We start from the raw sequence: 17,697 nt of genomic DNA on the forward strand, positions 1-17,697 counted from the left end.
ACCTCTTTTCAATTGACATAGAATAATTGTAAGTTACAAATTACAACTTCAATGAGAAAACTCAATAATCCAATAATTTAACAGTCAAAAGTTCTTGGTTGCGCTTCGCGCTTTTTTAGAGGTGTATATTTTTTATCCAATATTTCTTTTAATCCACCTTCTGCTAAATGAGCAAAGTATTTTGAGCAATTTAAAATTGCTTTTTCATCTACTTGATACGCAGGGTGATGATGTGCATAAGATAATCCTGTTCCTATAATAATAAATGCCCCCGGTATCTTCTTTTGATAGTATGCAAAGTCCTCTCCTTCTAATCCCATAGAAATCTGTTTAACATTATAGCCTGCCCTTTTCCCAAGTTTAGTACCAAAGTCAACCCATTCTGCCGTATTATTAGTTGCTGGTGATCCTGAATGCCAAATAAGTTCTGCACTTCCCCCAAAAGATTGTGCTATTCCAGTAATTATTTCCTTCATTCTTTTAGATATTAACTCACGTATATCTTCATTTAATGTTCTAACAGTTCCTTCAAGATATGCAGCTTCTGGTATTACATTCCACGTATTTCCACCCTCTATATGTGTTACACTTAAAAGTGCTTTTTCTGTTGCACCTATGTTACGACTAACAATTGTCTGAAGAGAAGTAACTATGTTACTTGCAATTATGATTGGATCTATTCCTCTTTCTGGTTTAGCTGCATGACTTCCAACACCTGTGACTTTAATTTCAAATCTATCAACTGCTGCAGTCATAGCTCCGGGTTTCATCCCCATAATACCAACTTCTGCATCAGAAACATTATGTACTCCAAAAATTGCCTCTACATCATCTAAAACACCTGTTTCTAAAATTTTCTTGGCCCCATCTGCACTCTCTTCTCCTGGTTGAAAAATAAATTTTACCGTACCTATTAAAGATGTTTGATGCCTTTTAACTAAATAAGCCGCTCCCAAAATTACTGCTGTATGAAAATCATGTCCACATGCATGCATCTTACCATTAATTTTAGACTTATAAGGTAAACTTGTCTCTTCTTGAATCGGCAATGCATCTATATCACATCTAATAGCAATAACTGGTCCATTAGGATTTCCTTTTATTTGAGCTACAAGCCCTGTTTCTAGTGGTAAATCAAGAACTTCTATATCTACTTTTCTCAATAACTTCTTTATCCACTTTGTTGTTTCAAATTCTTCATTAGGCAATTCAGGATTTTCATGTAATTTACGATACACACCTATAAGCTCATCGTTCAAATTCTCTATTATTGATAATAATATCTTATTCATCATATTAATCCCCCTTATTTAATTCTTAATTATTCATTAAAATACATTACTTCTTTATTACATTAGTTACTATCATAATTCCAACTACAAATATCACATAAAATGTTATATATGACAATCCCCATATTCCACTAAAAGAATACCTAACTTTTTCATGAGTTTTTAGTATTCTATTGTCCTCTTTTATTGTTTGAGCGAAGTCTTTCCCATATTTAATAATAAATGCTGTAAGCGCTAAAATTCCAGCAAAAGCATATATAGCTATAGACATGGATTTTAGTAACTGCATGTCAATCAATGACACTCTTGTCATTGTAAAAGTTATTGTGTTGTTAAATATATGCGCTATTATTGATGGTACAATGGACTTAGACTTAATAGTAATAAATGCTAAAACAATTCCCATTAATACAGGATTAACAAATTGAACCAAGTTTAAATGAAACATAGAAAATAAAATAGAAGATACGATAATTGCTGTTAAGTTTCCATACTTTTGCATACTCTTAAGTATAAAACCTCTAAATATTATTTCTTCTAATATAGGTCCTAGTAAACATGCATATATTAGAAACAATATTAAATATTTACTTTGTGCGGGAAAACTAAAATCTGGCTCTGGAATAATTATACCGTACCGTTTAATAATTGTTGAATATGTTAAATAGATTATGCTTGAAATCATTCCTATTCCTATACAAGAAATTGTTCCTAATAATATAAATATTTTAGGTGATTTATTTTTGTTAAATATGTCTTCTTTAAATTTTATATTTGTAGTCTTCATTGCTATTATAATTGCTACTATATCTCCAATTATACAGGGAAGATATCCTACCAAAAAATTATACTTATCTTTAGAAATCCCTAAAATAGTATTTATTTCAGGATTAGTTGTTATATCTATACCTAAAACTCTCCCCCTAATTTTAATGCCTAATATAATTACAAATCCTATTACATATACTAATATCGCCAGTATAAGAAGCATTCTTGCACAATTTCCGCCAGTTTTCTTCATATCATTTTTTATTCTTAATTTCCTGCCCTCAATTTCTTGTTGAAAATCATTTACCATCTCTTTACCTACCATTCCATTAATTAATTATCAAGTGAAACTTGATTCGAGTTGGGGTAATCTCAATCTAGACATTAGTTGAACCTATACCCTAAGAGGGTAAAATATCTCTGCAAAGTTTAATATTATTATACCATATCAATAGTTTTATTAATTTTTTTAAATCAAAACATGGAAATTTGATTGTCCTCGTACCACTTCTTATAAGCAGCAATAATATCTTCCATTTTATATAATATTCCAAATCTATCACATTCACTACGGCTGTCACAATAAATACATCCATGACAACATCCCTTGTAGATATTCATATTATAATTCTTCCCAAACCGCTCATTATGCTCAGCATATCCTGATATAATTGTTTTTGCAGTTATGAATTCCATTATTGCCCTCCATTTAATTCTATATATATCTTTTCATTATACTAAATTAAGCGTCTTAAAATAACTTTTCAAAGATATCTAAAGTTAGTATACCAATTTTAACATAGCAACGTACTTCACATTATAATTTATAATATATATGTATTATTATAAATATATATTATTAATAAGTTATTATATAGTTAAAAATATCACTTAATTATGTGAAATATTATAATAGCTTGCCTATATTTATCTTTTCCGTTGAAAATGAAAAAAGCTATTATGAAAAAGCACTCAATTAGCTTGAACTATACCCTGCATAATTAACAGAATGTTGTTCACTTAAATTGAATGCTTTTTATTATCCTCAAATCTCTATTTAATTAAATAGTTTTTAATTTTTCTTATCAATTTGATTTTTCTTCTGTAGCTGACGGATACTTTCGAACTACAATAATTTCTACTCTTCTATTTTTAGCTCTACCGTCCTCTGTGGTATTCTCAAATTTAGGCATATATTCACCATAAGCTTGAATGGATACTTTATCTGCACTAATTTTTCCTGAGCTGACGATAAAATTCATTACATTTATAGCTCTCATTGAGCTTAATTCCCAGTTAGATTGGAATTTATCATTCTTAATAGGTACATTATCTGTATGCCCTACAACTTTAATTTGATTATCTAAGCCTTGAAGCAGATTTGAAACTTGTACAAGTAATGGTGATAAATTGTTTTTCACATCTGCCTCACCGGTATTAAAAAGCACAGCATCTTGTATTGAAATTTCTAGTCCCTCATTGTTAAGATCAACCTTAACCTTATCCGAATAACCCTCTTTTGTAATTTCTTCCTCTAACATTTTTTTTACTTCAGACATCTTGTCATACTCAGCTTGTCCTGGTGAAATCTCCATAGGGATAACTGAGTTACCATCTTGTTGCATTACACCACTACCACCTGCAAAAATAATATTAAATTGTTCGCTCATTGCCTTAAACTTTCCTGCATCTGTTTGACCCATAGCAAACATAACAATAAATAGTGCTAATAGGAGTGTTAACATATCTGAATATGGAAGAAGCCATGCTTCATCAACATGCTCTTCATGATGTTCTTTTTTCTTTCTCATCATTACTCTCCTTTAAATTATTTTTCACTATTGTTTTCTTCAAATATTCCTCTTTTGCTTGGTTCTATCATCCCTACTAGTTTTCTTTCAATACTCTTTGGATTATTCCCTGCTTGAATAGCTAAGATTCCTTCAAGCATAATATTCATACTAGTTACTTCTTCTAAAGATTTTCTTTTTAATCTGTTTGAAAATGGATGCCAAATTAAATATCCAGTAAAAATACCATAAACGGTTGCAACGAAAGCTGACTTTATACTCTCTCCAAGTTTGTCAATATCATTAAGATTTCCAAGAGCACCAATCAGTCCAATAACAGCTCCTAAAACTCCAAGGGTTGGTGCTGTACCTCCTGCTGATGAAAAGGCTGTAATACCAAGACGATGTCTTTCTTCCATACTCTCAATTTCTATTTCTAATACTTCTTTTATAAGGTCTGGCTCTAAACCATCGACTACCATCTCTAATCCTTTTTTTAAGAACTTGTTTTCTAATCCATTTATAGTACCTTCAAGAGATAATAATCCATCCCTTCTAGTTGTTTGAGCCATTTCTACAAGTTGCATAATAATTTCACTAGGCTCTTGTTTATTCTTATTACTAAAAAGGACCCCAAAAACTTTACCAATTTTAAGAAACTCACCTTTTGGAAAAGAATTCATTAATCCAATTACGGTACCACCAAGAATTACCATTATTGCTTCAAGACTTAGTAGTACAGAAAGACTCGCCCCTTTTTCTATCATAGCGGCAACTACAATTACAAAACCGCCAATAAGACCTGTAATCAAAAATATATCCATGTTTGTCCTCCTTTTAATATGTGTTCTTCAATTCGTCAAATACTAAATCTTCATTTAGCACTTTAATTATTTCACCTAATATAATTGTAATAATTCAAATTTTCCCTCATATTCTTCAAATTTCTTCTAAAAATATAATACCATAATATTAGTTAATCGAAAACCATATTTTTATATGTATTGTCACAATAATGAAATTTATTATAATATTTGAAAGGCCTATTCCTGTAGCTTACATTGAATTATATATGCCTGTATTTGATTATTTATTTTCTTTAATAAACATTATTAACGTTCATATTTTCTTATTCTTCTTTGTCGAAAATTAAATACTCCATCAGTCCTATATTATGTATAGTATAAAATTTAATTTAAGTTAGATAATAACTATATATTATGGATATTTAAGATGAGGAGGTGTGAAAATTGAATGAAGGATTAGTAGTTCTTGTGCGATCTATTATCGCATTCTTTTCTTTACTTATTTTTGCGAAGATATTAGGTAAACAACAAATAAGTCAATTAACATTTTTCGATTATGTGCTTGGAATAACAATTGGATCTATTGCCGCAAGTCTTACTACAGATTTGTCCAGCAGAGCATGGCCACATTTTGTCGGCCTTTTCACTTGGGCTTTGCTTGGATATGTAATGGAATATATCACTATGAAATGGAGATATGCTGACAAATATATAGATGGAGAACCTACAATTGTTATTATGGGTGGTAAAATAATGGAAAATGCATTGCGAAAAATGAAGTATACAGTATCCGATATTATGGCGTTATTAAGAAATAAAGATATTTTTGACTTGTCACAAGTGGATTTTGCAATCATTGAACCAAATGGTCAGTTATCTGTACTTAAAAAACCAGAGTATGAGCCTTTAACAGCTCAAGATATGAATATTACTAAAGCATCAACTGGTATAAGCACAGAACTTATTTATGATGGAATACTTATAGATCAAAATCTAAAACAACTTAATAAAACTAAAAAATGGATTATGCATGAACTTAAGCTACAGGGAATTAAGCATATTTCCGAAGTATTTCTTGCAACATTAACTCCTTCTGGCTCTTTGTATGTAGATAAGTATGATGATCATATTGTAAAAATAACTGATATTGGTGATTATAAAGGACCATATTAAGGAGTGAAGTATCATGAGAAAATTTTTAGTTATAACTATTCCTATAGTGACATTAGCTCTTTTTGTATTAATTATGTTTAGTAGTAGTATTTTAAAACGTTCTATTGGAAAGGATGATAATATCCCTGAATCAATACAAATAATCATTCAGGACATAGAGTCCGAAAATTGGGAAGATGCTAATAATAAAACAGATAAGTTATCAAATACATGGAAAAGGGTAGTTAAAAGAATTCAATTTAGTTCAGAAAGAGATGAAATAAATTTATTTAGTACAAATATAGCCCGTCTTCATGGTGCAATTATGGCAAAAGATAAGTCAAGTTCATTTGCTGAATTAAATGAAGCATATGATCATTGGGAAGAATTAGGCAACTAAGATTTAAAGGAGTCATTGATAAAAATATCAACGACTCCTTTAATTCATCTTGAAACTATAGTTCTTCACCATTAGTCTTTATTACATTTTGATACCAATAGAAGCTATCCTTCTTGTAACGATTCATAGATGCTCCTTCTTCTTCTTCACGATCTACATAAATGAAACCATAACGCTTTTGATATCCATTTAACCAGCTTAATAAATCTGTTATTGACCATGTGCAGTATGCAAGTACTTCACAACCTTCATTAACAGCTTCCTTTAATTCTTCTACATGAGCTTTTAGATATGCTATACGATAATCATCATGAATCTTATTATCTTCAGTCTTCTTATCAAATGCTCCGAGCCCATTTTCAGAAATAACTATTGGTAAGTCATATCTGCTTGTGATAGTTCTACAGCACATTCTTATACCCATAGGATCTATAGTCCAATCCCAATCTGTAGTTTTTAAATATGGATTTGGTGGGTTCTTGTATAATCCTGGTGTTCCACTAACTTGTGCTGTACCTTTTTTACCTGTAGTATTCATTTCAGCCATTCCAACCCCATCTATTGGATTGTATTCAACAACTGCAGTTTGATAGTAGTTTACTCCCATAAAGTCAACTTGTGCTGCTGCCTTCATAAGCTCTGCATCTCCATTTTCAAACTTTGGTGCAACGCCTTGTGATTCTAAATATTTAAATGCTGCTTTTGGATAACGTCCATATGCATAAACATCCATCCACCAAAATGATTGTAAATCATCATAATCTGCCTTTGCCATATTGTTTATTGGAGAACAATCAATTGGATAAGATGGTCCGAATGCAAAACTTGCACCTATCTTACCATTTGGAACTATTTTTCTAAATGCAAGTACTGCCTTAGCATGAGCTATGTTTGCATGATGATTTACTTGATAGAACATCTTTGAATCATTCTTCTTACCTGGTGGGTGTGTTGCCATCATCCATCCATGAGCTGTAAATATATTTTGTTCATTTAGAGTTATCCAGTACTTAACTTTATCCTTATAACGTTCAAATAGAGTTATTGCATAACTTTCATAATCATCAATTATCTTTCTACTTTCCCACCCATTATACTCTTCTTGCAAAGCTTGTGGTAAATCCCAATGGTAGATTGTAACCATTGGTTCAATTCCATATTTTAAGCATTCATCAATTACATTATCATAGAATTGTAAGCCTTTTTTATTAACTTCGCCTTTACCTTTTGGGTAAATTCTTGGCCAAGAAATTGAAAATCTATAAGTCTTTAATCCCATTTCTGCCATTAAAGCAATATCTTCTTTAAAACGATGATAATGGTCAACTGCTACATCACCTGTTGTAGATTTAAATGTTTTCCCAGGAATCCTTACAAATTCATCCCAATTGCTTCTTCCTTTTCCTTCTTCTTCAGCAGCACCTTCTACTTGATAAGCCGCAGATGCGCTTCCCCATAGAAAATCCTTTTGGAAACCATGTTTTTCTTTAAAATACATTTCCATCCTCCTTGTATAATATTTCTTATTTGCTTTTAATTAAATGTCGTATTCATTTAATATAAGAAACTACCCATATTTATTAACAATTTTATAAATCTAGATTATCATAAAACCATGAAGTTTGTCTATATCTTTTATATTTTTATGTTATAACTTTTCATTCAAAAAGAAGTTCAATATTCTGCAAAAAATAAAAAATAAAATGCGTTGGTTCCAGAATCTTACTTCCAGCTACCAACGCACTAAATATCTTGTTATAATAATTCTACTTACGATATAGCAAAACTACACACTCTACATGCTTCGTCATAGGAAACATGTCAACCGGCTGTACTTCTACCGTCTCATACCCCAACCCATTCAAATGTTTTAAATCCCTCGCCAAAGTACTAGGATCGCAAGATACATAAACTACTCGTTTAGGTTTTGCATTTCCTATAGCATCTAACAATTTAACATCACAACCTTTTCTAGGAGGATCTACAACTATTACATCTGGTTTAATTCCATCATCTATTAATCTTGGAATTACCTCTTCTGATTTACCTGAATAAAATTCAGAATTAGTTATTTTATTTTGCTCAGCATTAACTTTTGCATTTTCAATTGCTTGTTCTAAAATTTCTACTCCATAAACCTTTTTAGCCCTTTGGGATAAAAATAATGTTATTGTACCTGTACCACAATAAGCATCAAATACAGTCTCATTTCCACTTAAATTAGCATATTCTAAAGCCTTATTATAAAGGACTTCTGTTTGCATTGGGTTTACTTGAAAGAAAGATAAAGGTGATATGTTAAACTTATATTTACCTATGTAATCACATATATAATCTGATCCCCATAAAGTAGAACATTTATCTCCAAGAACTAAATTAGTATCTTTCGAATTTATATTTTGAATTACACTTTTTAAATTTATAACTTCTTTAGTCAATTGATTTATTAATTCCTCCTTATGAGGAATTTCTTTATCATTAGTAACTAATACAACCATAACGTCTTTAGTCTTAAAGCCTTTTCTAATCATTATATTTCTAATTAACCCTTGTTCATAAAACAACCCATCTTGTTTAGCTGGTATTATTGAATACTTTTCCATCCAATCTCTTATAGTTCTTACAATTTTATCAGCTTCCTCATCTTGGAGTAGGCAAGTGTCCATATTAATTATTTCATGAGTTTTTTCACTAAAAAATCCTATTGCAAGTTTATCTTCTACCAATCCAACAGAATATATAACTTTATTTCTATATCTATATCCATTCTCCATTCTCAGTGGATATTTTACGACTTTTTCATCTAACCCTGCAATTTTCTTTATACAATCCTTTACTCTATCAAATTTAAAATCTAATTGTCCTTCATAACTTAAATGCATTAAAGTGCAACCACCACACTTTTTATAATTACCACATTCAGGTTCTTTTCTTTCATTTGATTTTTCTATTATTTCTATAAGTTTTCCATAAGCATATTTTTTCTTAGCTTTAATTATCTCTGTTTTTACTGTTTCTCCCTTCAATCCTCCTGGTATGAATATTGGATATCTATCTATTTTTGCAACACCTTCACCTTCATAACCTAAGGATTCAATCTTCACAATATATTCTTTATTATTTTCTAACACGCACACACGTCCTTCGTTAAAATTTAGGGATATGAATCAAAATAGAAAGTCAACGATGCTATGTATATTTTGCGCAAGGCAAGATATACTAGCATACCAACTTGTTATTTTTTAATCTCTCTTAGTCTTATTTAAAAAAAGAGCACCTTTCGGTGCTAATACAGAATCAGTTGCCATTTAATTCCATAGTCATTGAATAAGTATCTCTCTTTTAAATCAATAATATACATTATATATTAAATATTACTTATATAAATGTTAATTTTTTGTTAACTTTTTTATTTATCCACAATAAAATATATAAAATTAAATCAATCTAGAATTTTTAATTATCAATTCTAATGTTCCCTTGCTTATATTAGCCACTAAATATTATTAATTTTTCTAACTATCATTGAAAACTTCAAATCATATAATTTTTAAATATTCTTAAATATAAAAAAGAGACTTCAGTAAAATAATTACCAAAGTCTCTGTATGTATTATGTTTTAAATCTTATTTTACAACGCTAACCTTTAATAGGTTTGTTGCTCCAATTTCATTAACAGGTACTCCAGCTGCTAATACAACTGTATCTCCTGATTTAACATATTCATATACCTTAGCAGTTTCAACTGATTTTTCTAACATTTCATCAGTTGATATCATCTTATCAGCAACTATTGGATATACACCCCATGAGAATGCTAATTGTTTAGCAACTACTGAATCAGAAGTAACAGCTATAATTGGACATTCTGGTCTACATTGAGAAATTCTTCTTGCAGTAGCTCCAGTTTGAGTTGATGATATAATAGCTTCTGCTTGTAATTCACTAGCTGCATTACATGCTGCTCTTGATATTACTCCTGATATAGCTGGTGTATGAGTTTTAGCATTTGAAACAGCAACTGTATAAGTTAATTGTTTTTCAGTTTCTTCTGCAATTTTAGCCATTGTAGCAACAGCTTCTACTGGATAATCTCCGTTAGCACTTTCTCCTGATAACATTATTCCATCAGTACCATCTAAAATAGCATTAGCTACGTCTGAAACTTCAGCTCTTGTAGGTCTTGGGTTTCTCATCATTGAATCTAACATTTGAGTTGCAGTTATAACTGGCTTTCCAGCAGCATTACATTTTTGAATCATCATCTTTTGAACTGCAGGAACTTGTTCTATTGGAATTTCAACACCTAGGTCTCCTCTTGCTACCATTAAAAGATCTGAAACTTCTAAGATAGAATCGATGTTGTCAACACCTTCTTGGTTTTCGATTTTTGAACAAATTAATATTCTTTCTCCACCATTTGCATCAAGTATATCTCTAATAGTTTTTACGTCAGATGCTTTTCTTATAAATGAAGCAGCGATCATAGTAACTCCAACTTCACAACCAAAGATTAAATCAGATTTATCTTTTTCAGTAAGAGCTGGTAATTTAATAGATACTCCTGGTACGTTAACTCCCTTATGAGTTCCAACGAATCCAGTATTTTGAACTTCACACTTTATAGCGTTTCCTTCAACAGATTTAACAGTTAATCCAACTAAACCATCATCTATTAAGATAGTATTTCCTGGTTTAACATCATTAGCCAATCCTTCATATGTAACAGCACATTTAGTAGCGTCTCCAACTAATTCCATATCTCCAGCATATACTGTAAATTCTGTACCTTTAGTTAATTCAAGTTTCTTAGGTTCGAACTTTCCTGTTCTGATTTCAGGTCCCTTAGTATCAAGAATTATTGCAATTTCTCTGTTAAGTTTCTTTGATAATTCTTTAACCTTTGCAATTCTTCCACCGTGTTCTTCGTGGTCACCATGTGAAAAATTATGTCTTGAAGCATTCATTCCTGCTAACATTACTTTTTCTAATATTTCCATATCCTCACTTGCTGGGCCAATTGTACAAATCATTTTAGTTTTTCTCATTAAACTAACACTCCTCTTTCTTTGATTAGTCACATAATTAAATGTGTCTCTATTTATAAACTTTATATAAATAAACTATATTATTATTATGATAATACTTTCGCAATATCATATAATTCTTGATCAAATTTACTTTCTATATCTAAAGCTTCATCGATATCTTGATCAATGATCTTGTTATCTTTAATTCCTATTACTCTTGAAGTTTTTCCTTCTATTAATACTTCAATAGCCTTTGCTCCCATTCTTGAAGCTAAAACTCTATCTGTTGCTGAAGGGCTTCCGCCTCTTTGAATATGACCTAAGATTGTTGCTCTTGATTCAATTCCTGTTACTTCTTCAACATATTTTGCAAGTTCAAATGCTCCACCAATTCCTTCTGCAAGGATTATTAAGTTGTGCATTTTCCCTTTGTTTTTGCCTTCTAAAATAGTTCTGCAAAGTTCATCTTTATTAAAGTCGATTTCTGGAATTATAACTGCTTCTGCTCCACCACAGATACCTGCATATAAAGTTAAATCTCCACAATCTCTTCCCATAACTTCTACAATTGAAACTCTTTCATGAGAAGTTGAAGTATCTCTAATTTTATTTATAGCATCTACAACAGTATTTAATGCTGTATCAAATCCTAAAGTAAAATCAGTATAAGCTAAGTCATTATCAATTGTTCCTGGTAAACCAATTGTTTTGATTCCAAGTTGTGATAATAATTTTGCTCCCATAAATGAGCCATCTCCACCTATAACTATTAAAGCTTCTACGCCATAGGCTTGTAATATTTTAGCAGCTTTTTTTCTTACTTCTTCATTTTTGAATTCAACGCATCTAGCAGTTCTTAAGATTGTTCCACCTCTTTGAATTATATCTGACACTGAATTTCTATCCATGCTGAATAATTCTCCATTGATAAGTCCAGCATATCCTCTTTGAACTCCCATAACTTCAATTCCGTTATGAATTGCAGTTCTTACTACTGCTCTAATTGCAGCGTTCATTCCTGGTGCATCTCCACCACTTGTTAACACAGCTATCTTTTTCATAATATATATTTCCTCCTTAAATATCACAGGACACTTATCGTCCCCCGTGAACATAATATAACCATAATTTATTAACCAACAATTATTGTACATAAATTTCTATAAATTATCAATCATATTTATCCAAATTCTGATATTATTCTAAAATAAATCTCTTAATTTTATGAAAAATTTTATATTATATATATATTCTTAATTATACTACTTATTTTGCTATTTTACATACATTTCTAATTATAAGTTCATATACATTCTTAATTAAGATATTGGCTGCATTTAATGTATTATGTTTATTTATAAATATATATTAAACTTTAATTTACCTTCTTTATTATACCCAATAATCGATAAATTAATATAATTTAATATAATTTTTGCAAGATTAATTTTTGTAATATTTTTCATTTACATATTTGATAATTTTAAAGTCCTCAATTGCTATTAATTGTCATTCTTGTATTTTTACATTCTCTTCACCCAAATTTTCCTTTAACAAATTCACCACATTACTTTCTAGTGATACCCATCTATCTCTTGGCACTCTAAATTTTTGTTTTTCTTTACTTGCAAATATATAAATAGGTGTATCTCCAAGGTGTTCTTTTATTAACAGTTCTTTAAGTTTTTTACTAAGTTCTTTTGCTGCTATTGTATCCTCTGCTCTCAAATAAATTTTCGAATTATCTATTTTTTCTAAAGGTTCTATACTTTCACAGATAAGTTTAGGTGGTTCATCTTCTTTTAAACTTAATCTACCCTTTATTATAACTAAACTATCAGTTACACATAATTCTTTAACTTTATCTAATGTTTTAGGAAAGACTATTACTTCAATTGTCCCTGTTAAATCTTCAAGTTTTAAAAATGCCATTATCGTATTATTTCTAGTTACCTTTTGATTGACTACTGCAAGTATTCCTCCAAGAATTACTCTATCATTATCTTGGAGAGTGTCTTGACTATTAAATATTGCAACTTCAGCTATATCATTTTCCAATGTATCATCAAGGGTCTCTTGAACTAAAAATATTTTAGATATTTCATTTGAAGTTTGCATTTTTAAAGTTTGAGCATAATCATCTAACGGATGTCCTGTAATATAAAGTCCAGTCATTTCTTTTTCCATAGCCAACAAATTTCTTTTGTTAAATTCTTTTATATTAGGATACTTGACTTCTGGATTTTTTAATTCTTCAGTTGCGAATAAACTTATTTGTCCATCAATATTTCTTCTCTTATCACTTGATATATTTTCGATCATTTTTTCATGAACTGCTAACATTTTCGATCTAAAAACTTTAAAATTATCTAAAGCTCCAGCCTTTATTAAGCACTCAACTGCACGTTTATTTATTGCTGATGGTTCCATTTTATTTATAAAGTCTACTAAAGATTCAAATTTACCTTTCTCTTCTCGCATCTTTACAATACTATCTACAACATTAGCTCCTACATTTTTAATAGCTGCTAAACCAAATATTATTTTATCACCTTTAACTGTAAATCTTGAAAAACTCTCATTTATGTTAGGTGGCAGTACTTGTATCCCTAATTCCTCTGCTATTGCAATGTAATAAGCAACCTTTTCATTTATTCCCATAATTGAATTAAGCATAGCTGCAATCATTTCTACAGGATAATATTTCATAATATATGCTGTTTGATAGCCTACAACTGCGTAAGCTGCTGCATGTGATTTATTAAAAGCATAAGAAGCAAAGTCCATCATAGAATCAAAAATCTTATTTGCTGCGTCCTCTGTAATTCCATTTCTTATACATCCCGGAACTACTACTTCATCATTTTCAACAATACCATGAATGAAATTTTTTCTTTCCTCTTCCATGACTTTATGCTTTTTCTTAGACATAGCTCTTCTAACCATATCACTTCGTCCCATAGAGTATCCTGCCAAATCTCTAACAGCTTGCATAACTTGTTCTTGATATACTAAGCATCCATAGGTTACTTTTAATATGGGCTCTAATTCTTTAGTTAGATAAGTAACTTTCTCTGGATTTCTTTTTCCATCTATGTACCTTGGTATTTCAGCCATTGGACCTGGTCTATATAATGAAATTCCTGCGATTATATCCTCTATAGAATCAGGTTTTAATTCCTTCATGAAAGATGTCATGCCAGCTGATTCCAATTGGAATACTCCTGCTGTATTACCTTCACCAATCATTTTATAAACTTCTTTATCGCTAAAATCTATCTTATCAAGATCTATATCCACATTTCTATTTTGTTTAACCATGTTAATTGCATCGTTCATAACAGTTAAAGTTCTGAGTCCTAAGAAGTCCATCTTTAACAATCCAAGCTCTTCTAAAGTTCCCATCCCAAATTGAGTTACTATCATTTCATCATTCTTTTGTAATGGCACATACTCAACTAATGGTCTTGATGCAATAACAACACCTGCTGCATGGGTTGAAGAATGCCTTGGTAGTCCTTCTAAGTCCTTCGCAACATCTATTAATGTTTTTACTCGTTCCTCATTGTCATAAGCTAATTTGAGTTCTGGATTCATTTCTAATGATTTTTCTATAGTTATATTTAGCATTGTTGGTATCATCTTAGCAATTCTATCTACTTCTGAATAACTATAGTTCATGGCCCTTCCTACATCTCTTATGCATACTCTAGGAGCCATTGTACCAAAAGTTATTATCTGTGAAACATTACTTGCCCCATATTTCTCTACAACATAATCAATAACTTCTTGTCTTCTTTCATAACAGAAGTCGCTATCGATATCAGGCATAGATACTCTCTCTGGGTTTAAAAAACGTTCAAATATCAAACTATACTTTATAGGATCTATCTTAGTAATTCCTAGAGTAAATGCTACTATTGACCCTGCTGCAGAACCTCTACCAGGTCCTGTTGGAATTCCACTTTCATAAGAAAATCTAATGAAATCCCAAACAATTAAAAAGTAATCAACATAACCCATTTGTTTTATAACATCAAGCTCATATTCTAATCTATCTATGTACTCCTTTGCTTTCGCACTACCATCCTTTATCTTATCTACTTGTTCATAATTTAAAGGCTTTCCAATTAATTCTTCAAAAATGCCATATCTCTCAATAAGCCCTTTATAACAAGTGTCTCTAAGATATTCATATGGGTCTTGCCCTTCTTCTAATGGAAATTTAGGCAATTTAGATTCATGAAACTTATATTCATAATTGCATTGTTCTGAGATTTTAATTGTATTTTCTAGTGCTTCTGGCACATATGAAAAAATATCCCACATTTCTTCAGCACTTTTAAAATAAAATTGATCTGAAGGATATCGTCTTCTATTAGGGTCGTCAATAGTTTTAGCTGTTTGTATGCACATTAACACATCATGAGACTTAGAATCTTCTTTATTTATATAATGGACGTCATTAGTTGCTACTAATTGTATCCCTGTTTCCTCTGCTAATCTTATATTTTCTTCATTTACTTTTTTTTGTTCTTCCATTCCATGATTTTGTACTTCAAGATAGAAATCACCATTAAATATCTCTTTATATATTAAAGCTGCTTCTTTAGCTTTTTCGTAATTTCCTTTAAGGTGATAATTTTGTACTTCGCCCCCTAAACATGCACTTAAAGCAATTAATCCTTCACTATGCTTTCTTAAATAATCATGGTCAACTCTCGGCTTATAATAAAAGCCTTCAATAGATGCTGCTGATACTATTTTCATCAAATTTTCATATCCAATTTGGTTTTTAACTAATAAAACCAAATGATAAGTCGAATTTTCTTTATCTGGTTGTTTAATATGCATAGATTTTGGTACCACATATACTTCACAACCTAATATTGGCTTTATTTCATTTTCTTTTGCAGCCTTAAAAAAGTCTACAAGTCCATACATAACACCATGATCTGTTATCGCTATACTCTTCATTCCTAGTTCTTTAGCTTTTTTCATAAGATTTTTAATTTTACCTGATCCATCTAATAAACTATATTCCGTATGCAAATGCAAATGACAAAATTGTTTTTCTTCCAAATGCAACTTCTCCTTCCCTTAAATATCAATTGTCAATTATCAATGCTCAATTATCAATAATTGACAATTGAGCATCGAGCATTGAGCATTGATCTAAAAATCTATAGTTTTACTTCCTTCTAAATAAGGTGTTATAACCTTCTTAACTTTCTCCACATGAAATTCATTCATATCATAAGCTAAGTAGTCCTCCTTGGAATCAAATCTTGTTATAATTCCAATATCATAACTTCTATCACTTCTTACTACATCTATTCCTACTTCTAATTGCTTTAATTCTTTAATATTTCCGTCCATAGATAAAAATGTTTTTTCTAACAATTGTAAATTCATATTTGTTGGTTCTTTTACTTTAAAAAGTACAATATGTGTAAACATGATATCCCCCCTTTGTTTAATTGTTAACTGTTAATTGAGTTAATACTCGCCTGTTCTCAATTCCTCTGCTATTTTTTCTATTTTTCTTAATCTATGGTTTATTCCTGATTTCCCCACTGGAGGCTCTAGCATTTCTCCTAATTCCTTTAGTGACTCATCTGGATAACTCAATCTTAATTCTGCAATTTCTCTTAGATTATCCGGTAATCTTTGAAGGCCTATTTGTGCTTGTATTAGTTTTATGCTTTCAACTTGTCTTACAGCTGCATTTACTGTTTTTGAAAGATTTGCAGTTTCACAATTAACAAGTCTATTTACATTATTTCTCATTTCCTTCATTATTCTTATATTTTCAATTTCTAATAAAGATGAATGAGCGCCAATTACGTTGAGTAAATCTACAATTTGTTCTCCTTCTTTAATGTATACTATAAAGCTGTTCTTTCTTTGTATTACTTTTGAATTTAAACTAAAAGTATTGATAAGATTCGATAAGTCTTTAGCATATTCCTCACTATGAGTTACAAACTCTAAATGGTAAGTTTTTTCAGGGTTACTTATACTTCCACCACCAATAAAAGCACCTCTTATATATGCTTTTTTTGTATCATCTTCTTTAAAAATGTGTGTTTCAATCCTGTAGTCTAAACTCATTATCCCATCGATTTCTTTAAGTATACCAGTATCACTTAGTAATCCTCTAACACCCATTTCTTCTGTAATAACTACCATATAAATATTATTCTTTTTTAATGAGTTACTTTTTTTTACCATTAATCTTGAATGAATATTAAAATGTTCTTTTAAAAGTGTAAAAATCAATCTAGCACTAGCTGGATTTTCCGTGGTCATTTTAAAGCTAAGTCCACTTCCACTAAAAGCTAATGTGCCACTAACCTTCATTATAGCTGATATTTCTGCCAAGGCTTCTACCTTAGAAATATCTATATGCCTGCATATTTCTCCTTTAACTTTTGATGAAAATGACATCTTGTTTC

13 protein-coding genes and 1 pseudogene are annotated in these 17,697 nt (G+C 30.4%); 2 read left to right on the top strand and 12 right to left on the bottom strand.

The features are described from left to right. Positions 1–77: 77 nt before the first annotated feature. The 5 genes and pseudogenes from DIC82_02815 to DIC82_02835 all read right to left on the bottom strand — a co-directional run bounded on the left by DIC82_02815 (position 78) and on the right by DIC82_02835 (position 4,674). The gene (locus tag DIC82_02815) at positions 78–1,295 is read right to left on the bottom strand and encodes an amidohydrolase (protein AWK50084.1); all 1,218 of its coding nucleotides are present in this window, start codon (positions 1,293–1,295) and stop codon (positions 78–80) included. 43 nt (positions 1,296–1,338) lie between these two features. Continuing rightward, the gene (locus DIC82_02820) at positions 1,339–2,385 is read right to left on the bottom strand and encodes a CPBP family intramembrane metalloprotease domain-containing protein (protein AWK50085.1); all 1,047 of its coding nucleotides are present in this window, start codon (positions 2,383–2,385) and stop codon (positions 1,339–1,341) included. A gap of 236 nt (positions 2,386–2,621) precedes the next feature. Continuing rightward, a pseudogene (locus DIC82_02825) lies at positions 2,622–2,756 on the bottom strand (radical SAM protein). Between the two features lie 389 nt (positions 2,757–3,145). Continuing rightward, positions 3,146–3,871 (bottom strand): chemotaxis protein MotB, encoded by a 726-nt coding sequence (locus tag DIC82_02830; GenBank protein AWK50086.1) that lies wholly within the window; start codon positions 3,869–3,871, stop codon positions 3,146–3,148. Between the two features lie 17 nt (positions 3,872–3,888). Then, positions 3,889–4,674 (bottom strand): flagellar motor protein MotA, encoded by a 786-nt coding sequence (locus DIC82_02835; protein ID AWK50087.1) that lies wholly within the window; start codon positions 4,672–4,674, stop codon positions 3,889–3,891. A 426-nt stretch (positions 4,675–5,100) separates the two neighbouring features. Between DIC82_02835 and DIC82_02840 the strand changes: the two genes are divergently transcribed. Further along, positions 5,101–5,829, top strand: a complete 729-nt coding sequence (locus DIC82_02840; protein ID AWK50088.1) for a DUF421 domain-containing protein — start codon at positions 5,101–5,103, stop codon at positions 5,827–5,829. Between the two features lie 13 nt (positions 5,830–5,842). Next, positions 5,843–6,208: a hypothetical protein gene (locus tag DIC82_02845; GenBank protein ID AWK50089.1), complete on the top strand. Its 366-nt coding sequence runs from the start codon at positions 5,843–5,845 to the stop codon at positions 6,206–6,208. 55 nt (positions 6,209–6,263) lie between these two features. Here DIC82_02845 and DIC82_02850 read toward each other — a convergent pair whose 3' ends face one another. The 7 genes from DIC82_02850 to whiA form a co-directional block, all read right to left on the bottom strand. Next, a complete protein-coding gene (locus DIC82_02850; GenBank protein ID AWK50090.1) occupies positions 6,264–7,706 on the bottom strand; it encodes an aryl-phospho-beta-D-glucosidase in 1,443 nt (480 codons plus the stop codon). 268 nt (positions 7,707–7,974) lie between these two features. After that, entirely contained in the window at positions 7,975–9,339 is a 1,365-nt protein-coding gene (locus DIC82_02855) for a 23S rRNA (uracil(1939)-C(5))-methyltransferase RlmD (GenBank protein ID AWK50091.1), read from the bottom strand. A gap of 496 nt (positions 9,340–9,835) precedes the next feature. Beyond that, positions 9,836–11,257, bottom strand: a complete 1,422-nt coding sequence (gene pyk, locus DIC82_02860; GenBank protein AWK50092.1) for a pyruvate kinase — start codon at positions 11,255–11,257, stop codon at positions 9,836–9,838. 86 nt (positions 11,258–11,343) lie between these two features. Next, positions 11,344–12,300, bottom strand: a complete 957-nt coding sequence (gene pfkA / locus DIC82_02865; protein ID AWK50093.1) for a 6-phosphofructokinase — start codon at positions 12,298–12,300, stop codon at positions 11,344–11,346. A 448-nt stretch (positions 12,301–12,748) separates the two neighbouring features. Next, on the bottom strand, positions 12,749–16,321 hold the full coding sequence (locus tag DIC82_02870) for a DNA polymerase III subunit alpha (GenBank protein AWK50094.1): 3,573 nt from the start codon (positions 16,319–16,321) through the stop codon (positions 12,749–12,751). A gap of 93 nt (positions 16,322–16,414) precedes the next feature. Further along, on the bottom strand, positions 16,415–16,699 hold the full coding sequence (locus DIC82_02875) for a stress responsive protein (protein AWK50095.1): 285 nt from the start codon (positions 16,697–16,699) through the stop codon (positions 16,415–16,417). Between the two features lie 39 nt (positions 16,700–16,738). Then, on the bottom strand, positions 16,739–17,689 hold the full coding sequence (gene whiA / locus DIC82_02880) for a DNA-binding protein WhiA (protein AWK50096.1): 951 nt from the start codon (positions 17,687–17,689) through the stop codon (positions 16,739–16,741). Positions 17,690–17,697: the final 8 nt, after the last annotated feature.

The sequence above is a fragment of the Clostridium beijerinckii genome, assembly GCA_003129525.1.
Classification (GTDB): domain Bacteria; phylum Bacillota; class Clostridia; order Clostridiales; family Clostridiaceae; genus Clostridium; species Clostridium beijerinckii_D.

Coding starts and splice junctions, on each gene's coding strand:
- DIC82_02815 (AWK50084.1), bottom strand. CDS start 1,295: ATGATGAATAAGATATTATTATCAATAATAGAGAATTTGAACGATGAG.
- DIC82_02820 (AWK50085.1), bottom strand. CDS start 2,385: ATGGTAGGTAAAGAGATGGTAAATGATTTTCAACAAGAAATTGAGGGC.
- DIC82_02830 (AWK50086.1), bottom strand. CDS start 3,871: ATGAGAAAGAAAAAAGAACATCATGAAGAGCATGTTGATGAAGCATGG.
- DIC82_02835 (AWK50087.1), bottom strand. CDS start 4,674: ATGGATATATTTTTGATTACAGGTCTTATTGGCGGTTTTGTAATTGTA.
- DIC82_02845 (AWK50089.1), top strand. CDS start 5,843: ATGAGAAAATTTTTAGTTATAACTATTCCTATAGTGACATTAGCTCTT.
- DIC82_02850 (AWK50090.1), bottom strand. CDS start 7,706: ATGTATTTTAAAGAAAAACATGGTTTCCAAAAGGATTTTCTATGGGGA.
- pyk (AWK50092.1), bottom strand. CDS start 11,257: ATGAGAAAAACTAAAATGATTTGTACAATTGGCCCAGCAAGTGAGGAT.
- pfkA (AWK50093.1), bottom strand. CDS start 12,300: ATGAAAAAGATAGCTGTGTTAACAAGTGGTGGAGATGCACCAGGAATG.
- DIC82_02875 (AWK50095.1), bottom strand. CDS start 16,699: ATGTTTACACATATTGTACTTTTTAAAGTAAAAGAACCAACAAATATG.
- whiA (AWK50096.1), bottom strand. CDS start 17,689: ATGTCATTTTCATCAAAAGTTAAAGGAGAAATATGCAGGCATATAGAT.